Genomic DNA, 17,700 nt, shown 5'->3' on the forward strand with positions numbered 1-17,700 from the left:
CTTTTTGTTTTATACGTTATTGCGGTAATTCTGTTCCGCAGGCGTGGCAGAAACGGGCATTTTTATCATGCTCGGCGTTACTGCAGTTTGGGCAAACGCGGCGGGCACGTCGGTTTTGCAGCGCCGTCGTCATATGCGTCGTAATCAGCCCGGTCGGGATGGCGATGATAGAATAACCGATGAGAATAAGCACCGAGGCGAGTATCCGCCCTAATGGCGTATGCGGCGTAATGTCGCCGTATCCCACGGTAGTAATGGTGACGATTGCCCAGTAGACCGAGGCATTTAAGGTGGTAAACCCGTATTGCGGCCCTTCAATTAAATACATCAGCGAGCCAAAAATCACCATCACAATAGCAATAAACGAGTAGAACAGAATGAGCTGGTGACGGGCGCTGACGATAGCCCGCCAAAAAATATTCAGCGACGGCATAAAGCGCAGCAGTTTGAGAATACGCAGCGCGCGGATAACCCGCATGGCCCGCCAGGCAAAGACATACTCAAGGCTCATTTCCGGCCATAACCACATTACATACAGCGGCAGAACGGTCGCCAGATCGATAAATCCCCAGAAGCTGAAGATATAGCGCAGCGGATTCGGCCAGCTTATTACGCGTAAAATATATTCCACGGTGAAGACCGCGGTAATTCCTAATTCCAGCCAGACAAAAACATGCCATTCATCTAGCGACAGGTGATACTGCGAACCGAGTCCGGACTCAACAAAAATAATAACCACGCTCAACAGGGCAAATAAACCGCAAAGCCCTTCAAAACGGCGGCCGGAGCGACGAGTTTGATCGAAGAGTAGATGGTAAAGCCGCAAACGGGCGGCGGAAAGCGAAACTGCCACGTTAACCTCACAATAAAAAAGGGCTGACATCAGTCAGCCCGAGTGATTATAACGGGTCTACCTTCAGGCAGGAAACCGCATGGCGGAAACTGCCCTCCAGCACCGGCCGCGTTTTGGCGCATTCGGGCCCGGCCAATGGGCATCGGGTGCGGAATACACAACCCGATGGCGGATTAATCGGCGAAGGCAACTCCCCTTCCAGCAGTTGGATGGTTTTGTTTTTCTCCAGATCGGGATCCGGCACCGGCACCGCCGACATCAGCGCTTTGGTATAAGGATGCAGCGGATTATGGTACACCTCATCATAGGTCCCCAACTCCACCGCGTGGCCTAAATACATCACCAGCACACGGTCGGAAATATGTTTTACTACCGCCAGATCATGGGCGATAAAAATCAATGATAGCCCCATCTCCCGTTGCAGTTGCTGTAGTAAGTTCACCACCTGCGCCTGAATGGAAACGTCCAGCGCCGAAACCGGCTCATCGCAAATAATCAACTTAGGCTCAAGGATCAGCGCACGCGCGATACCAATGCGCTGACACTGGCCGCCGGAGAATTCGTGCGGATAGCGGTTAATCAGGTTCGGCAGCAGTCCGACCTTCATCATCATCGCCTTCACGCGATCGCGCACTTCCTGACGAGGCATCTTCGGGTGATAGGTCCGCAGCGGTTCAGCGATGATTTCGCCAATGGTCATACGCGGATTCAGTGAGGCCAGCGGATCCTGGAAGATCATCTGGATATCACTACGCACATCGCGCCACTCTTCAGGTTTCATACCCAGCAGGTCTTTACCCAGCCAGGCGACTTTACCGTCGGTGGCTTTCACCAGGCCGATAATGGCGCGGGCGAAGGTCGATTTACCGCAGCCGGATTCGCCAACCACCCCCAGCGTTTCGCCTTCATACAGGCGCAGAGTGACGCCATCGACCGCTTTGAGCGTTTTTGATGGCTGCCAGAACCATTGCTTGCCATCTTTGATATCAAAATGCACCTTCAGATCGGCAATTTCGAGCAGCACTTTTCTTTGTTCGATCACGGCGTTCATAGCAGGTCCCCCACCGGTTTAAAGCAGGCACGCAGGCGGCCTGGCGCAAACGACTCCAGAGGCGGAGCGCTATTACAGATTTCCATGGCATGCGGGCAGCGCGGCTGGAACGGACACCCTTTCGGCAGACGCAGCAGGTTCGGCGGGTTGCCTGGAATCGTTAGCAAGGAATCGCCTTCGCCATCGAGACGCGGTACCGCATTGAGTAAACCGATCGAGTACGGGTGCGACGGTTGATAGAAGACGTCGCGCGCCTGACCGTATTCCATGGTGCGCCCGGCGTACATCACCAGTACCTTATCGCAGATCCCCGCGACCACGCCGAGGTCGTGGGTAATCATAATAATCGCGGTGTTGAATTCGCGCTTCAGCTCGTTGAGCAAGGTCATGATCTGCGCCTGCACCGTGACGTCCAACGCGGTGGTCGGTTCATCCGCGATCAGCAGTTTTGGCCGACATAACAGCGCCATGGCGATCATCACGCGCTGGCGCATCCCGCCGGAGAACTCGTGCGGGAACATCTTCATGCGCTTACGCGCTTCCGGCATCTTCACCGCATCGAGCATCCTTACCGACTCTTCAAAAGCCGCGGCTTTGCTCAGCCCTTTATGCAGCATCAGCACTTCCATCAACTGCTCGCCGACCCGCATATAAGGGTTCAACGAGGTCATCGGGTCCTGGAAAATCATCGAAATCTGTTCGGCACGCAGCTTATTCAGATCGCGCTCGGGCAAATTAAGGATTTCGCGACCGTTAAAAGTGGCGGAACCGCTAATATGGCCATTCGCGGCCAAAAGCCCCATTAGCGCGAACGCCGTTTGCGATTTACCGGAACCTGACTCACCGACGATGCCTAAGGTTTCTCCGGCCCTCAGGTTAAAATTCAGATCGTTAACCGCGGTGACATCGCCGTCTGGCGTTTTAAACGTCACCCGAAGATCCTTCACATCCAGCAGCAGACCGCTTTGCTGCGCGGCCTGCGGCGCTTTAGTCATTTCAATTGTGCTCATGACGGCGCTCCTTAGCGGTCTTTCGGGTCGAGGGCATCACGCAGGCCATCGCCGATAAAGTTAAAACAAAACAGCGTTACCACCAGGAACCCGGCAGGGAACAGCAACAGCCACGGCGATACCTCCATTGAGTTGGCGCCATCACTGAGTAATGCGCCCCAACTGCTCAGCGGTTCCTGGGTCCCAAGGCCGAGGAAGCTCAGGAAGGATTCGAACAGAATCATGCTAGGTACCAACAGTGATGCGTAAACCACAACTACACCCAGCACGTTCGGCACGATATGACGAATAACGATATTCGCGGTAGAGACCCCGCCGACCTGCGCGGCTTCAATGAACTCTTTACGTTTCAGACTCAGGGTCTGGCCGCGTACGATACGCGCCATATCCAGCCACGACACCATCCCGATCGCCACAAAGATCAGCAGGATGTTCTGGCCAAAGAAGGTGACCAGCAGGATCACGAAGAACATAAACGGGAAGGAGTTGAGGATTTCCAGTAAACGCATCATCACCGAGTCCACTTTGCCACCGAGATAGCCGGAAAGCGAACCATAGAGGGTACCGAGGATCACCGCCACCAGCGCCGCGGCAACGCCAACCATCAGCGATATGCGCCCGCCAATCGCCACGCGTACCAGCAGGTCGCGGCCGGATGAATCGGTGCCAAAATAGTGACCAGACTCCATATCCGGGGCATTGGACATCATCCCCCAGTCGGTATCGAAATAGGAGAACTGCGACAGCATTGGAGCGATAGTCACAAACAGTGCAATAATCACCAGCACAATCAGGCTGGCCACCGCCGCGCGGTTATGCATAAAGCGACGACGCGCATCCTGCCACAGGCTACGGCCCTCAACTTCCAGCTTCTCACTGAAGTGCTCCAGCGCCTCGCTGTTTTTCTTACTTAACATCATGGCGAACTCCGGCTTCAGTAGCGAATTTTCGGATCGATAACGGCGTACAGTACGTCGACGATCGCGTTAAACAGAATGGTCAGCGCGCCGACCAGAATCGTCAGGCTGAGCACCAGCGAGTAGTCGCGGTTAAGTGCCCCGTTGACGAATAACTGGCCAATACCCGGCAGGCCGTAAATCGTTTCGATAACCATTGAGCCGGTGATAATGCCGACGAATGCCGGCCCCATATAGGAAAGCACCGGCAGCAACGCAGGCTTCAGCGCGTGGCGGAAGATAATTCGGCGCATCGGCAGGCCTTTCGCCCGTGCGGTACGGATGAAGTTGGAGTGCAAAACTTCAATCATCGATCCACGGGTGATACGGGCGATACTGGCAATATATGCCAGCGATAACGCCACCATCGGCAGGATCATAAATTTCAGCGCCCCGCCGTTCCAACCGCCGCCAGGCAGCCAATGCAACGTGATGGCGAAAATCATCACCAATAGCGGCGCCACCACAAAACTCGGTATGACGACGCCGGTCATTGCCACCCCCATCACCGCGTAGTCCCATTTGGTATTTTGTTTTAACGCGGCAATAACCCCGGCGCTGACGCCCAGGATTACCGCTAATAAAAAGGCGGCAAGGCCTAATTTGGCGGAAACCGGGAAGCTTGATGCCACCAGATCGTTCACCGAATAATCTTTATATTTAAAGGAAGGACCAAAATCACCGTGCGCCAGCTGCTTCAGATAATTGAAGTACTGGGTCATGATGGGGTCGTTTAAATGATATTTCGCTTCAATGTTCGCCATGACTTCCGGCGGCAGCGTACGTTCACCGGTAAAAGGACTGCCCGGCGCGAGACGCATCATGAAGAAAGAGATAGTAATAAGGATGAATAGCGTCGGAATCGCTTCCAGACAGCGACGTAATATGAATTTTAACATTGCCCGTACCTTCTGGCCTGTGCCTATCGAGTGCGATGAATTCAGACACGGTGGGGCAAGCTCTGCCTGCCCCACGTCTTGCCATTAATGTTTGATAATATAAAGGTTCTTCACGTAAATATTATCCAACGGGTCTTTACCGGTATAACCGCCAACCCACGGTTTAACCAGGCGCGCGTTCACATAGTAGTAAACCGGAACAATCGCGGAATCTTTATCCAACTGTTGCTCCGACTGCGCGTACAGCTCTGCGCGTTTCGCTTCATCGGTGACCTGCAGGGTATCGCCGATGATCTTATCAAATGCCGGGCTCTTATAATGCGCCGTGTTGTTAGAACTGTCGCTGAGCATGGTGTTCAGGAACGATGTCGGCTCATTGTAATCAGCACACCAGCCGGCGCGGGCGACGTCAAAGGTGCCTTGATGGCGGCTGTCGAGGAAGGTTTTCCACTCCTGATTTTCCAGCTTAACGTTAGCGCCAAGGTTTTTCTTCCAGATGGACGCCACGGCAATAGCCAGTTTTTTATGTAAGTCGGAAGTGTTATACAGCAGGTTAAAGGTCAGCGGCTTATCAGCGGTATAACCGGCTTCCGCCAGTAATTTTTTCGCTTCTTCATTACGCTTTTCCTGAGACCATTTGAACCACTCAGGTTCAACGAGTTTCATGCCGTCGGTGTATGGCGGGGTGTAACTGTAAGCCGGCAGATCGCCCTGGTTTTTCACTTTATTGACGATAATATCGCGATCCAGTGCCAGCTTAAGCGCGGTACGGACGCGTACGTCGGTAAATGGCGCTTTCTGGTTATTGATTTCGTAATAATAAGTACACAGATAAGGATCGACGTGAACTTCTTTCGGGATCTCCTTTTTCAGCTTCTGGAACAGTTCAATCGGCATGTTGTTATAGGTCATGTCGATTTCGCCGCTGCGGTAGCGGTTCACATCGGTAACTTCAGAAGAAATTGGCAGGTAAGTTACCTGGTTAATAACCGTTTTAGCGTTGTCCCAGTAATTCGTATTACGCTCGAGCACAATACGTTCGTTCACCACCCAATCTTTTAGTTTATAGGCGCCGTTGGTGACGATATTCGCCGGCTGAGTCCATTTTTCACCATATTTTTCGATGGCGGCTTTTGGTACTGGGGAAACGGATGGATGGACAAGGAGTTTATAGAAATAAGGGACCGGCTCGCTCAGGGTGACTTCAAAGGTTTTGTCGTCGATCGCTTTGACGCCGAGATCGGTTGCTGGTTTTTTGCCGGCAATAATCTCATCGACGTTGGCGACATGGCCGTACTGGAGATAGCTGGCGTACGGTGATGCTGTTTTCGGGTCGGCCAGACGCTGCCAGCTATAAACGAAATCTTGCGCGGTAACCGGCGAGCCATCAGACCATTTGGCATCTTTGCGAATATGGAAAGTCCAGACTTTAAAATCTTTGTTATCCCACGATTCGGCAACGCCCGGAACAGGATGGCCGTTAAGATCGCCAATCACTAACCCTTCAAACAGATCGCGGTTAACGTTGGACTCCGGTACACCTTCAATTTTATGCGGATCCAGAGATTGCACCTCTGCCCCGTTATTACGCACCAGCGTTTGTTTATCCGCCAGTTGCACCCCGGCAGGAACATCCGCTGCCATAGCAACATTTGCGGTGATGAGCGCAGATAAAATTCCCGCCGCTACCAGACTTTTTTTAGTGATGATGGTCATGTGTTGTTACTCCACTCATTATAATTACTGGTTATTTAACCAGCCTGTTATTTTTCCCTTATAGGGATTCTGTACAGTGCAGGAGTCTTTGCCGCTGTCAGATTTTACTGCTTGCTATCACCGACTTATTTATTACGACCGCTCAAACGGCAGCCTTGACGTCGATTCTTTACCCCCTGTCCAGAGGGGAATGTCGGCACAACGAGTCATTTAATAATAATTCTCATTTGTGCATATTAGTTAGTTAGCGATCAGGCCGGAAAGTACCAAAACGATTTCTTGTCCGCCAATGCAATTTGCAAATATGTTACCGAATTCTCTTTTATTGTTTTTTTTACCGTGCTTATCGTAAGGCTTATAACGCCAAAAAAGAAAAAACATTGTTTTTAATCAGCAAGATAGGACCACCCTGTCGTTTTGCGGCCCGGCCCTGCGCGCGAAGTTGCTTTTTTGTACAAAAATTTAACAGTTGTCTATTTTTTAGCACATTAATCTGCTGTCTCAATGAAATTACTAATATCATTTCAATGATCCGACAGCAAGCGCCAGAGAATGGTGTGATGAAAATAACAGTGACGACAGGAGAAAGACAGTACGGCGAGATAGAATAAAATCAACTAACCATATGATAAATATAAAATTAAATCATCATTAGCAAAAGTTATCGTTTGTCTTTTTTATTAGTGCCAGGAATAACTTTTGCTAATAATCTTTCAAACGCGAGGCCCAACCCCGCGCCTGATACACCGGCTATGCTGTCAATCCAGGAAACAACGCTTTAATCCCGGTAACAATAAACTCGATGCCTAAAGCCATCAGTAACAGACCCATGATACGTGTAATGACGTTAATACCGGTCTGCCCCAGCAATCTGACTAACCATGGCGCCATGCGGAAAATTCCCCAACAACAGGCGGCAAACAACGCAATAGCGATTGAAAAACCAATCAGATGGGCAATCGAGTGATAACGCGTGCCCCACACGATCGTGGAACTAATAGCCCCCGGCCCCGCCATTAAAGGTAATGCCAACGGTACGACACCGATGCTTTCACGAATGGCCGTCTCCGACTTCTCTTGTTTATTTTGTTTATCTTCGCCGAGTTTGCCGCTGATCATCGACATGGCGATCGTCACCACCAGGATCCCGCCGGCAATACGGAAGGAATCAATTGAGATGCCGAAAATTTGTAAGATGCCATCGCCAAGAAAGAGCGAGGTAAGCAGGATGATACCCACCGACAGGTTAGCCGTCAGATTCGTCTTATTACGTACCAGCGCCGTCTGGTAACTGGTCATACTAATGAAAACCGGAATGATGCCAACCGGATTGACCAGCGCGAACAGGCCGATAAAAAATTTAAAATAAATAGCGAAATCAAACAACGGTAGGGTCACAGTGAACTCCGCAGCACCATTAAAAAAGGCTGTTGACAGTATCGGTACAAAATAATTGCGCAGAAGATACCCTTTTCATCGCCACAATTCATCTCAAATATGCAGCCGGGGTTTATTGATTTTATTTGTTATATATTTGTTTCGCGCATGCACTTTATTCATTAAATATGCATATCTTATCATTAACCCTGACTTGATTGGTTAATTATTGACCTGCTGAAAGGTATCAGCATCGCCAAATATTGATCCAAATCACGTAATTAATACTCAGAAGTGAGTAATCTTGGCTACATCAACAGAGTGAAAGGCCGAAGTACCTGAGTGCGTAGTGAGACAAAGCTTTTTTAGTAAATCAGTGGGTTCAAAGCGTTAGAAATCTTTACGTTAACATTTACATGCAAGCTGTTAACAGCCTGTCTATAATGTCGAATCGAGCTACTGTTTTACTAAAAAAGTTTAACATTATCAGGAGAGCATTATGGCTGTTACTAATGTCGCTGAACTTAACGCACTTGTAGAGCGCGTAAAAAAAGCCCAGCGTGAATATGCCAGTTTCACTCAAGAACAAGTTGATAAGATCTTCCGTGCTGCCGCTCTGGCCGCTGCAGATGCTCGAATCCCTCTCGCTAAAATGGCTGTTGCCGAATCCGGCATGGGTATTATTGAAGATAAAGTGATCAAAAACCACTTCGCTTCCGAATATATCTACAACGCCTATAAAGATGAAAAGACCTGTGGCGTCCTGTCTGAAGACGACACTTTCGGTACCATCACCATTGCTGAGCCAATCGGTATTATTTGCGGTATCGTCCCGACTACCAACCCGACTTCTACTGCTATCTTCAAATCGCTGATCAGCCTGAAGACGCGTAACGCCATCATCTTCTCTCCGCACCCGCGTGCTAAAGACGCGACTAACAAAGCGGCGGACATCGTATTGCAGGCGGCGATTGCCGCTGGCGCGCCGAAAGATCTGATCGGTTGGATCGACCAGCCTTCCGTAGAACTGTCTAACGCACTGATGCATCATCCTGACATCAACCTGATCCTCGCCACCGGCGGCCCAGGTATGGTTAAGGCCGCTTATAGCTCCGGTAAACCTGCTATCGGCGTTGGCGCAGGCAACACGCCGGTTGTTATTGATGAAACGGCTGATATCAAACGCGCTGTGGCGTCCGTACTGATGTCGAAAACCTTCGATAACGGCGTTATCTGTGCTTCTGAACAATCCGTGGTGGTTGTCGACTCCGTCTACGACGCCGTCCGCGAGCGTTTTGCCAGCCACGGCGGCTACCTGCTGCAGGGTAAAGAGCTGAAAGCCGTTCAGGACATCATCCTGAAAAATGGCGCGCTGAATGCGGCGATCGTTGGTCAACCAGCGGCAAAAATCGCTGAACTGGCAGGCTTCACCGTGCCAGCCACCACTAAGATTCTGATCGGCGAAGTTACCGACGTTGACGAAAGCGAACCGTTCGCTCACGAAAAACTGTCTCCGACGCTGGCAATGTACCGTGCGAAAGATTTCGAAGACGCGGTCAATAAAGCAGAAAAACTGGTCGCCATGGGCGGTATCGGTCACACCTCTTGCCTGTACACCGACCAGGACAACCAGCCGGCTCGCGTGGCCTACTTCGGCCAGATGATGAAAACCGCGCGTATCCTGATCAACACCCCGGCTTCCCAGGGTGGTATCGGCGACCTGTATAACTTCAAACTCGCACCTTCCCTGACTCTGGGTTGTGGTTCCTGGGGTGGTAACTCCATCTCTGAAAACGTTGGTCCGAAACACCTGATCAACAAGAAAACCGTTGCTAAGCGAGCTGAAAACATGTTGTGGCATAAACTTCCGAAATCTATCTACTTCCGTCGTGGCTCACTGCCAATCGCACTGGATGAAGTGATTACTGATGGTCACAAACGCGCGCTGATTGTGACTGACCGCTTCCTGTTCAACAACGGTTACGCGGACCAGATCACTTCCGTACTGAAAGCGGCTGGCGTAGAAACCGAAGTGTTCTTTGAAGTTGAAGCTGACCCAACGCTGACTATCGTGCGTAAAGGCGCGGATCTGGCCAACTCCTTCAAACCAGACGTAATCATCGCCCTGGGCGGCGGTTCCCCGATGGATGCGGCAAAAATCATGTGGGTCATGTACGAGCACCCGGAAACCCACTTCGAAGAACTGGCGCTGCGCTTTATGGATATCCGTAAACGTATCTACAAGTTCCCGAAAATGGGCGTCAAAGCCAAGATGGTTGCCATTACCACCACCTCCGGTACCGGTTCTGAAGTTACCCCGTTCGCCGTGGTAACCGACGATGCAACTGGACAGAAATATCCGCTGGCCGACTACGCGCTGACTCCGGATATGGCGATTGTCGATGCCAACCTGGTCATGGATATGCCGAAGTCCCTCTGTGCCTTCGGTGGTCTGGATGCCGTGACTCACGCTCTGGAAGCTTACGTCTCCGTACTGGCTTCTGAGTTCTCCGATGGTCAGGCTCTGCAGGCGCTGAAACTGCTGAAAGAGTATCTGCCGGCCTCTTACCATGAAGGTTCTAAGAACCCTGTAGCCCGTGAACGTGTGCACAGCGCCGCCACTATCGCCGGTATCGCGTTTGCTAACGCCTTCCTCGGCGTGTGCCACTCAATGGCGCACAAACTGGGCTCGCAGTTCCACATTCCTCACGGTCTGGCAAACGCCCTGCTGATCAGCAACGTTATCCGCTATAACGCGAATGACAACCCGACCAAGCAGACCGCATTCAGCCAGTATGACCGTCCGCAGGCGCGCCGTCGCTACGCTGAGATCGCAGACCACCTGGGTCTGAGCGCTCCGGGCGACCGCACTGCGGCGAAAATCGAGAAACTGCTGGCATGGCTGGAAAGCCTCAAAGCTGAACTGGGTATTCCGAAATCTATTCGCGAAGCCGGCGTTCAGGAAGCTGATTTCCTGGCTCACGTTGATAAGCTGTCTGAAGACGCCTTCGATGACCAGTGCACCGGCGCTAACCCGCGCTACCCGCTGATCGCCGAGCTGAAACAGATTCTGCTGGATACCTACTACGGTCGTGACTTTGTAGAAGGTGAAGCGGCGGCTGTGAAAAAAGAAGCGGCTCCGGCCAAAGCTGAGAAAAAAGCGAAAAAATCCGCTTAATTCGCAGAATTGAAATGAACGAAGCCCCATCTATTGATGGGGCTTTTTTTATATTCGTACTTTATTAGAGTTACATCCAGGAGTAGTGAATGCAATAAATCTGGTGAAGTCGGAATAAAGGAACCGATTCCATAAAAGACAACAGGCGCCATTTAGACGCCTGAAGGTAATGAAATTACAGCATTATTCGCCGTGACGCAGCTTACTTTGCACCTGAGTTAATGAACCGGTGCTTAACGCCTCTTTATAATGCTTACGGCATACGGAAACGTACCGCTCATTACCGCCAATCACTACCTGTTCTCCTTCATTGTATGGCCGCCCTTCCTGATCAAGACGTAACACCATGCTTGCCTTACGGCCACAGAAGCAAATCGTTTTTAACTCAACCAGTTTATCCGACCATGCTAACAAATACTGGCTACCGCTGAATAACTCACCGCGGAAATCTGTACGCAAGCCGTAGCACAATACAGGGATATCCAGCTCATCCACGACTTCTGAGAGCTCATGAACCTGTTCACGGGTCAGGAACTGGCTTTCGTCCACCAGTACGCAATGGATGGGCTGGCGGGCATGTTCTGACGCTATATCGGCATATAACGACGTCTGAGGATTATACAGCCGCGCTGGTGAAGAAAGCCCGATTCGTGAGCTCACTTTGCCAGAACCAAAACGATCGTCAATTTCAGCGGTATAAACGACGGTACGCATCCCTCGTTCCTGGTAATTGTACGACGACTGCAACAGCGCAGTAGACTTACCTGCATTCATTGCAGAATAGTAAAAATAAAGTTGTGCCATCGGCTGCGTAACCCCAATCAATGTGTTTTACCGCGCAATTGTATCATATATTACTGAGCCTACCGTGCTTTCACCGGGGGTATTGCTGCTGGTTTAATGACGATGCTTTACAACAAATGAAACGGCCAGCGAAGGAATAGCGTTCAGACATCACCGTCACCACGGTAGCAGATACAAATCATTGTCGTTTTGTGCTTAAACCGCCATTCTCCAGACAACTATAATGGGTTTTGGTCGCCAATTTATATTAAACATCACCATAACTAATGCGCTAAAACTGAAGTGTGATATTTATCCACGTGAAGTATAAATTTACTCTCGAAACGCAGGAAAATCATCCTGACTCATGGTTTTAGCGTCAGTGCGCATGCTTAAGCTATAAGCGAGAAGATGTGAAGTCGCGCGAAAATTTAACTTAAATTATTTAATCAACCAGACAAATAACAAGTAATTTTGAATTCCTTACATTCTCCCCTATTGCACATCTGATTTTATCGCTCTATTATTAGTTCAACAAACCACCCCACAATATAAGTTTGAGATTACTACAATGAGCGAAGCACTTAAAATTTTGAACAACATCCGTACTCTTCGTGCGCAGGCAAGAGAATGCACCCTTGAAACGCTTGAAGAGATGCTGGAAAAATTAGAAGTTGTCGTTAACGAACGTCGTGAAGAAGAAAGCGCTGCTGCTGCTGAAATTGAAGAGCGCACTCGTAAACTGCAACAGTACCGCGAAATGCTGATCGCTGACGGTATTGATCCGAATGAACTGCTGAGCACTATGGCAGCAGTTAAAGCAGGCACCAAAACTAAACGTGCTGCGCGTCCGGCAAAATACAGCTACGTTGATGAAAACGGCGAAACTAAAACCTGGACTGGCCAGGGTCGTACTCCGGCAGTCATCAAGAAAGCAATGGACGAGCAAGGTAAAACACTGGACGATTTCCTGCTCTAATTCGCTTTATGCTTGATAAAAAAATCCCGCTTCGGCGGGATTTTTTTTATCGTTACACGCTGAAAGTATCAGGCATAAAAAAACCGGTTCGCTATCAGGCGAACCGGTTTCTCGGGTGGCGAATATTACTTCGCGACCGCTTGCGCAAGCCAGGCTTTAAAGTCTTCGCCCAGAGTTTTATGGCGAACGCCATATTCTACGAAGGCCTGCATATAGCCGAGCTTATTACCGCAGTCATGGCTTTTGCCTTTCATGTGGTAAGCTTCAACGGTTTCTTTCTCGATCAGCATATCGATAGCATCAGTCAGCTGAATTTCATCACCGGCTCCCGGAGGGGTTTTCGCCAGCAGCGGCCAAATATCGGCGCTCAGCACATAACGACCGACTACCGCCAGATTAGACGGCGCGACGTCTGCTTTTGGTTTCTCAACAACGCCAACCATCGGCACGCTTTCGCCAGGCTGCAGGCTTTCGCCTTTGCAGTCAACAACACCATAAGCGGTGACGTCTTCAACCGGCTCAACCATGATCTGGCTGGCGCCCGTTTCGTCAAAGCGAGCAATCATCTCCGCCAGGTTATCACGGGTCAGATCGGACTCATATTCGTCCAGAATCACGTCGGGCAGAATAACCGCAACCGGCTCATCGCCGACAACCGGATGCGCGCACAGCACCGCGTGGCCCAGACCTTTAGCCAGCCCCTGACGTACCTGCATAATGGTGACGTGCGGCGGACAGATAGACTGAACTTCTTCCAGAAGCTGACGTTTTACACGTTTTTCCAGCATCGCTTCGAGTTCGAAGCTGGTATCGAAATGGTTTTCAATAGAATTTTTCGAAGAGTGTGTCACCAGAACAATTTCAGTAATCCCAGCGGCGATACATTCGTTAACAACATATTGGATTAATGGTTTATCTACCAGTGGCAGCATTTCTTTCGGAATAGCCTTGGTGGCGGGTAGCATCCTGGTGCCTAATCCCGCTACCGGGATAACAGCTTTTCTTACTTTAGAATTAAGGGCAGCCATTGAAATCTCCTGGACTGTTCGTTTTTTGAACTTAATGTCAATAAATAACGCATCGAGTATATCAGTCTGATCAGTTAAACCTGGTCTGAAAAGGTATGGATACCCTCGAATTAGGACTTTTACGCATAAAACGCAGTGATAGTACCACCGGAAATGTAGGCCCGGTAATCCCACCTACTAAAAATAGAGCGAATTGTTCAATCTGCAGACAACATCAGGCGTAAACGTCCCCCTGCTCCCCAAATTTGGCACTGCCAGGATGTGCAGCGCTGGCTAATTTGGTTGAGGTATGCGTTGCCCAACGTTCCTAATGGAACGCCGTTACTAATTTGAATTTTATGCTCTCCGGTATTCAACGTACCGTTAAGACCGGCAGAAACCAGAATCAAATTTTTTAATCCGCTGTGATAATAACCAACCAACAATGGGAATTGACCCGGTAAATTGGCCTGGCGGAGTAATTGGTTAACTTGTTTTAACAATGCGCCCATTTCCGGCAGGCGCTGTCCCTGATGAGCAAGTTGTTCTTGCAGCAAACCATTAAACAAAGCGCGTAATAATAATGCCGCCAGAACGCCATTATCGCCAGCGCGGGTGACATCCAGGCAATAAAACGCCAGATCGTTTTCTGATAACGGCGCAATATCCAGCACCAACCCCGGCTTATCCGCTGAGATAAGCTGACGATAATTGATACGACAATGGGAAATCTCCTGCTGCACCGGCGGCTGAAGTTCCTGTAATAACCTTGACGCCGCCAGGGGATCGCTAACTAACGCGTCCCAGTCTTCAAATAATCTCTCTTCCTCTTCAACTCGTGAACTAAACATTGTCGGGTAGAGACATGCATACACCGTTTCACGCAGGCGATTAAAATCTTTTACCGGCTTCAGTAAGACATCCTGCACGCCAAGACGTAATGCTTTAGCAATATCCGCCATGTTTTCGGTCGCTGAAATCATCAGAATCGGGAGCTGTTCACCCTGGTTGCGAACCTGCTCAACCAGTTCAAGGCCGTTCATCCTCGGCATCGAGATATCGCAAATCATCAGATCCGGTTTCGAAATCGCGATTTGCTGTAGCGCTTCAATGCCGTCTTCCGCCTGGCGGGTAGTCGCCCCCAGGGAAGTTAGCCAGCTATCAAGGAGAGAGCGGAAAACGGGTTCGTCTTCAACTATCAGAATCTGTTTTCCCGCCAATGGCTGCGTCATGTTCTCTCCCCTGGCTGACGATAATTAAATAGTGGCACGCTATTCACGCTATCGCCTGTCAGAATTTACTTAAGTGTTGGACAAGTGCGCTACGCGGAAGTGCGCACCAAGGGTAATAATTCATCCATTTTTTTCTCAACGGCCAGCTGTCCTGCGGCCATCGCTTCGCCAGCACGATGAAAATCAAGAGTGGAGATTTGCGGACAAAACGGCTGGAGCAGGATATCCGGCGGATCGCCTGCCATACGATTACGTTTCAGGCGATTTTCCAGCACCTGTATCGAGGTTGACATAATCTCCATCGCCGTGGGGGTTATTGTCGCACGGCGAGAGCTCATTCTCCCCAACCGGGATCGCAGACGGGAATGCCAACTGAGCTCCTCTATCGGCTCCGGACGAGGCGACTCTATTGATAATAAATCCTGTTGCATAAGATGGGCGTCATGCTGGAGATCGACGGCAATCACAATATCCGCCCCCAAAGCTCGCGTCAGTGAGACCGGGACCGGATTAACCACCGCGCCATCCACCAGCCAGTAGCCGTTATGCATCACCGGCGACATCAGGCCAGGCATACTACAAGAAGCGCGGACCGCCATGTGCAGATCGCCTTCCGTAAACCATAATTCGCGCCCGGTACTCAGATTAGTCGCCACGGCGGCAAAACGGCGTTCGCACGCTTCAATTTGCGCGACGGGCATAATTTGCCGGTATTGATTGAACACGCGCTCGCCGCGTAACAGTCCGCCGCGCCGCCAGGAGAGATCCATCAATCGCAGCACGTCCCAGTTGCTAAAGGAGCTAACCCACTTTTCCAGCGCAGGGAGGCGATTGCAGGCGTAGGCCGCACCGACTAAGGCACCAATCGAACATCCCGCTACCACATCGACATCAACTCCCGCCCGATGCAGCGCTTTGATCACGCCGATATGCGACCAACCGCGCGCGGCGCCAGCCCCTAGCGCTAAACCAATCTTTAGCTTTCTCATTAGTACAGATACATATCCTTCCACTCCGAGCATGACATCAGCGCCATCGCTCAGTTAACATAATGCACTTTGGCGCTCTGGCGCCGTCATTCTTTTCCATGGAGGCGATTTTGTCGCACTTATGCCCCTGTGGCAGCGCTCTGGAGTATAGCTCATGTTGCCAGCGATATCTGACTGGCGGTCAGCTTGCGCCGAGCCCGTCACAGCTGATGCGTTCCCGCTATAGCGCATTCGTGATGAAAGATGTCGATTATTTAATCAAAACCTGGCATCCACACTGTGAGGCGCCACGCTTTCGCGCCGATATCGAAAAAGGCTTTGCCAATACGCAGTGGCTTGGTTTAACCGTTTTCGCAACCGATAACGGCCGTAGCCCCGATGAAGGATTCGTCAGCTTTATCGCGCGCTTTACTGAAGATAACCGTCCCGGCGCGATTATTGAACGTTCCAGATTCTTAAAAGAAAACGGACAGTGGTACTATATTGACGGCACCCGACCATTAATTGGTCGTAATGACCCCTGCCCTTGCGGCTCAGGTAAAAAATTTAAAAAATGCTGCGGCCAGTAAGGCCCGGCATCAGCAATTGCAAACACAACAGGATTTTCCCCGCGATGCATTCATTACAACGTAAAGTACTACGCACCATTTGCCCTGATCAGAAAGGCCTCATCGCGCGTATCACGAATATTTGTTACAAACACGAGCTGAACATTGTACAGAACAATGAGTTTGTCGATCATCGTACCGGCCGCTTCTTTATGCGTACCGAGCTCGAAGGTATCTTTAATGACGCCACCCTGCTCGCCGACCTCGATAGCGCGCTGCCGGAAGGTTCGATCCGTGAACTTAACCCGGCCGGCCGTCGTCGAGTGGTCATTCTTGTTACCAAAGAAGCTCACTGTCTCGGCGATCTGCTGATGAAAGCCAACTATGGCGGTCTGGATGTCGACATCGCCGCGGTTATCGGCAACCATGAAACGCTGCGCACGCTGGTGGAACGTTTTGATATTCCTTTTGAGCTGGTGAGCCATGAAGGATTGAGCCGCGAAGAGCACGACCAGCGGATGGGTGATGCGATAGCCGCCCACGATCCGGATTACGTGGTACTGGCAAAATACATGCGCGTGCTTACCCCGGAGTTTGTAGCCCGCTTCCCGAACAAAATCATCAATATCCACCACTCATTCCTGCCAGCGTTTATCGGCGCGCGTCCCTATCATCAGGCCTATGAGCGCGGCGTGAAGATCATTGGCGCCACCGCCCACTACGTAAATGATAATCTGGATGAAGGCCCAATCATCATGCAGGACGTGATTCATGTCGATCATACCTATACCGCCGAAGATATGATGCGCGCGGGCCGCGACGTGGAAAAAAACGTCTTAAGCCGCGCGCTGTATCAGGTACTGGCGCAACGCGTCTTTGTTTACGGTAATCGGACGATTATTCTTTAATCGACAGCGAAATGAATTGGTTAGCTTTGCGGCGTTACGCGTAAAAATCAGGCAACCAGTTTAATTTTGTCAAAGGAATGCTTTACAGGGGCGCGTCATTTGGTATGATGCGCCCCGCTTCCCGAGAAGGGAGCAGGCCAGTACAAAGCATTACCCCGTGGTGGGGTTCCCGAGCGGCCAAAGGGAGCAGACTGTAAATCTGCCGTCATCGACT

15 protein-coding genes are annotated in these 17,700 nt (G+C 50.6%); 4 read left to right on the forward strand and 11 right to left on the reverse strand.

Annotation, left to right across the window (positions count from 1 at the left end):
* Positions 1-16: 16 nt before the first annotated feature.
* From ABLV07_RS15380 to ABLV07_RS15410, 7 genes are all read right to left on the reverse strand, one after another.
* Positions 17-883, reverse strand: a complete 867-nt coding sequence (locus ABLV07_RS15380; RefSeq protein WP_020079110.1) for an ion transporter — start codon at positions 881-883, stop codon at positions 17-19.
* 16 nt (positions 884-899) lie between these two features.
* Positions 900-1,904, reverse strand: coding sequence for a murein tripeptide/oligopeptide ABC transporter ATP-binding protein OppF (gene oppF / locus ABLV07_RS15385; RefSeq protein ID WP_015367066.1), 1,005 nt, complete (start codon positions 1,902-1,904; stop codon positions 900-902).
* On the reverse strand, positions 1,901-2,914 hold the full coding sequence (locus ABLV07_RS15390) for an ABC transporter ATP-binding protein (RefSeq protein WP_015705106.1): 1,014 nt from the start codon (positions 2,912-2,914) through the stop codon (positions 1,901-1,903). The genes oppF and ABLV07_RS15390 overlap by 4 nt, the downstream gene beginning before the upstream one ends.
* Positions 2,915-2,925: 11 nt before the next feature.
* On the reverse strand, positions 2,926-3,834 hold the full coding sequence (gene oppC / locus ABLV07_RS15395) for an oligopeptide ABC transporter permease OppC (RefSeq protein ID WP_015367068.1): 909 nt from the start codon (positions 3,832-3,834) through the stop codon (positions 2,926-2,928).
* A 14-nt stretch (positions 3,835-3,848) separates the two neighbouring features.
* Positions 3,849-4,769 carry an oligopeptide ABC transporter permease OppB gene (gene oppB / locus ABLV07_RS15400; protein WP_015367069.1) on the reverse strand — a complete coding sequence of 307 codons (921 nt, stop codon included), beginning with the start codon at positions 4,767-4,769 and terminating at the stop codon, positions 3,849-3,851.
* Between the two features lie 84 nt (positions 4,770-4,853).
* Positions 4,854-6,485, reverse strand: coding sequence for an oligopeptide ABC transporter substrate-binding protein OppA (gene oppA / locus ABLV07_RS15405; RefSeq protein ID WP_015367070.1), 1,632 nt, complete (start codon positions 6,483-6,485; stop codon positions 4,854-4,856).
* Positions 6,486-7,235: 750 nt separating this feature from the next.
* Positions 7,236-7,883, reverse strand: a complete 648-nt coding sequence (locus tag ABLV07_RS15410; RefSeq protein ID WP_015367071.1) for a YchE family NAAT transporter — start codon at positions 7,881-7,883, stop codon at positions 7,236-7,238.
* Between the two features lie 478 nt (positions 7,884-8,361).
* Here ABLV07_RS15410 and adhE point away from each other — a divergent pair, with 478 nt between their 5' ends.
* Complete coding sequence (adhE, locus tag ABLV07_RS15415) at positions 8,362-11,040, forward strand: bifunctional acetaldehyde-CoA/alcohol dehydrogenase (protein WP_015705105.1); 2,679 nt, start codon at positions 8,362-8,364, stop codon at positions 11,038-11,040.
* A gap of 183 nt (positions 11,041-11,223) precedes the next feature.
* On the opposite strand, the gene tdk is transcribed toward adhE, so the two are convergent.
* The gene (tdk, locus tag ABLV07_RS15420; protein ID WP_015705104.1) at positions 11,224-11,844 is read right to left on the reverse strand and encodes a thymidine kinase; all 621 of its coding nucleotides are present in this window, start codon (positions 11,842-11,844) and stop codon (positions 11,224-11,226) included.
* Between the two features lie 550 nt (positions 11,845-12,394).
* Here tdk and hns point away from each other — a divergent pair.
* Entirely contained in the window at positions 12,395-12,802 is a 408-nt protein-coding gene (gene hns / locus ABLV07_RS15425) for a histone-like nucleoid-structuring protein H-NS (protein ID WP_004103116.1), read from the forward strand.
* 125 nt (positions 12,803-12,927) lie between these two features.
* On the opposite strand, the gene galU is transcribed toward hns, so the two are convergent.
* The 3 genes from galU to rssA form a co-directional block, all read right to left on the reverse strand.
* Entirely contained in the window at positions 12,928-13,830 is a 903-nt protein-coding gene (gene galU, locus ABLV07_RS15430; RefSeq protein WP_015367076.1) for a UTP--glucose-1-phosphate uridylyltransferase GalU, read from the reverse strand.
* A 197-nt stretch (positions 13,831-14,027) separates the two neighbouring features.
* Positions 14,028-15,041 (reverse strand): two-component system response regulator RssB, encoded by a 1,014-nt coding sequence (gene rssB / locus ABLV07_RS15435; RefSeq protein ID WP_020079113.1) that lies wholly within the window; start codon positions 15,039-15,041, stop codon positions 14,028-14,030.
* A gap of 89 nt (positions 15,042-15,130) precedes the next feature.
* On the reverse strand, positions 15,131-16,030 hold the full coding sequence (rssA, locus tag ABLV07_RS15440) for a patatin-like phospholipase RssA (RefSeq protein WP_015367078.1): 900 nt from the start codon (positions 16,028-16,030) through the stop codon (positions 15,131-15,133).
* Positions 16,031-16,140: 110 nt separating this feature from the next.
* On the opposite strand from rssA, the gene ABLV07_RS15445 reads away from it, so the two are divergent.
* The gene (locus ABLV07_RS15445) at positions 16,141-16,599 is read left to right on the forward strand and encodes a YchJ family protein (protein ID WP_042893958.1); all 459 of its coding nucleotides are present in this window, start codon (positions 16,141-16,143) and stop codon (positions 16,597-16,599) included.
* A 44-nt stretch (positions 16,600-16,643) separates the two neighbouring features.
* Complete coding sequence (gene purU / locus ABLV07_RS15450; protein WP_015705100.1) at positions 16,644-17,486, forward strand: formyltetrahydrofolate deformylase; 843 nt, start codon at positions 16,644-16,646, stop codon at positions 17,484-17,486.
* Positions 17,487-17,700: the final 214 nt, after the last annotated feature.

The organism is Klebsiella sp. CN_Kp097, from assembly GCF_040064495.1.
Taxonomy (GTDB): Bacteria; Pseudomonadota; Gammaproteobacteria; order Enterobacterales; family Enterobacteriaceae; genus Klebsiella; species Klebsiella aerogenes.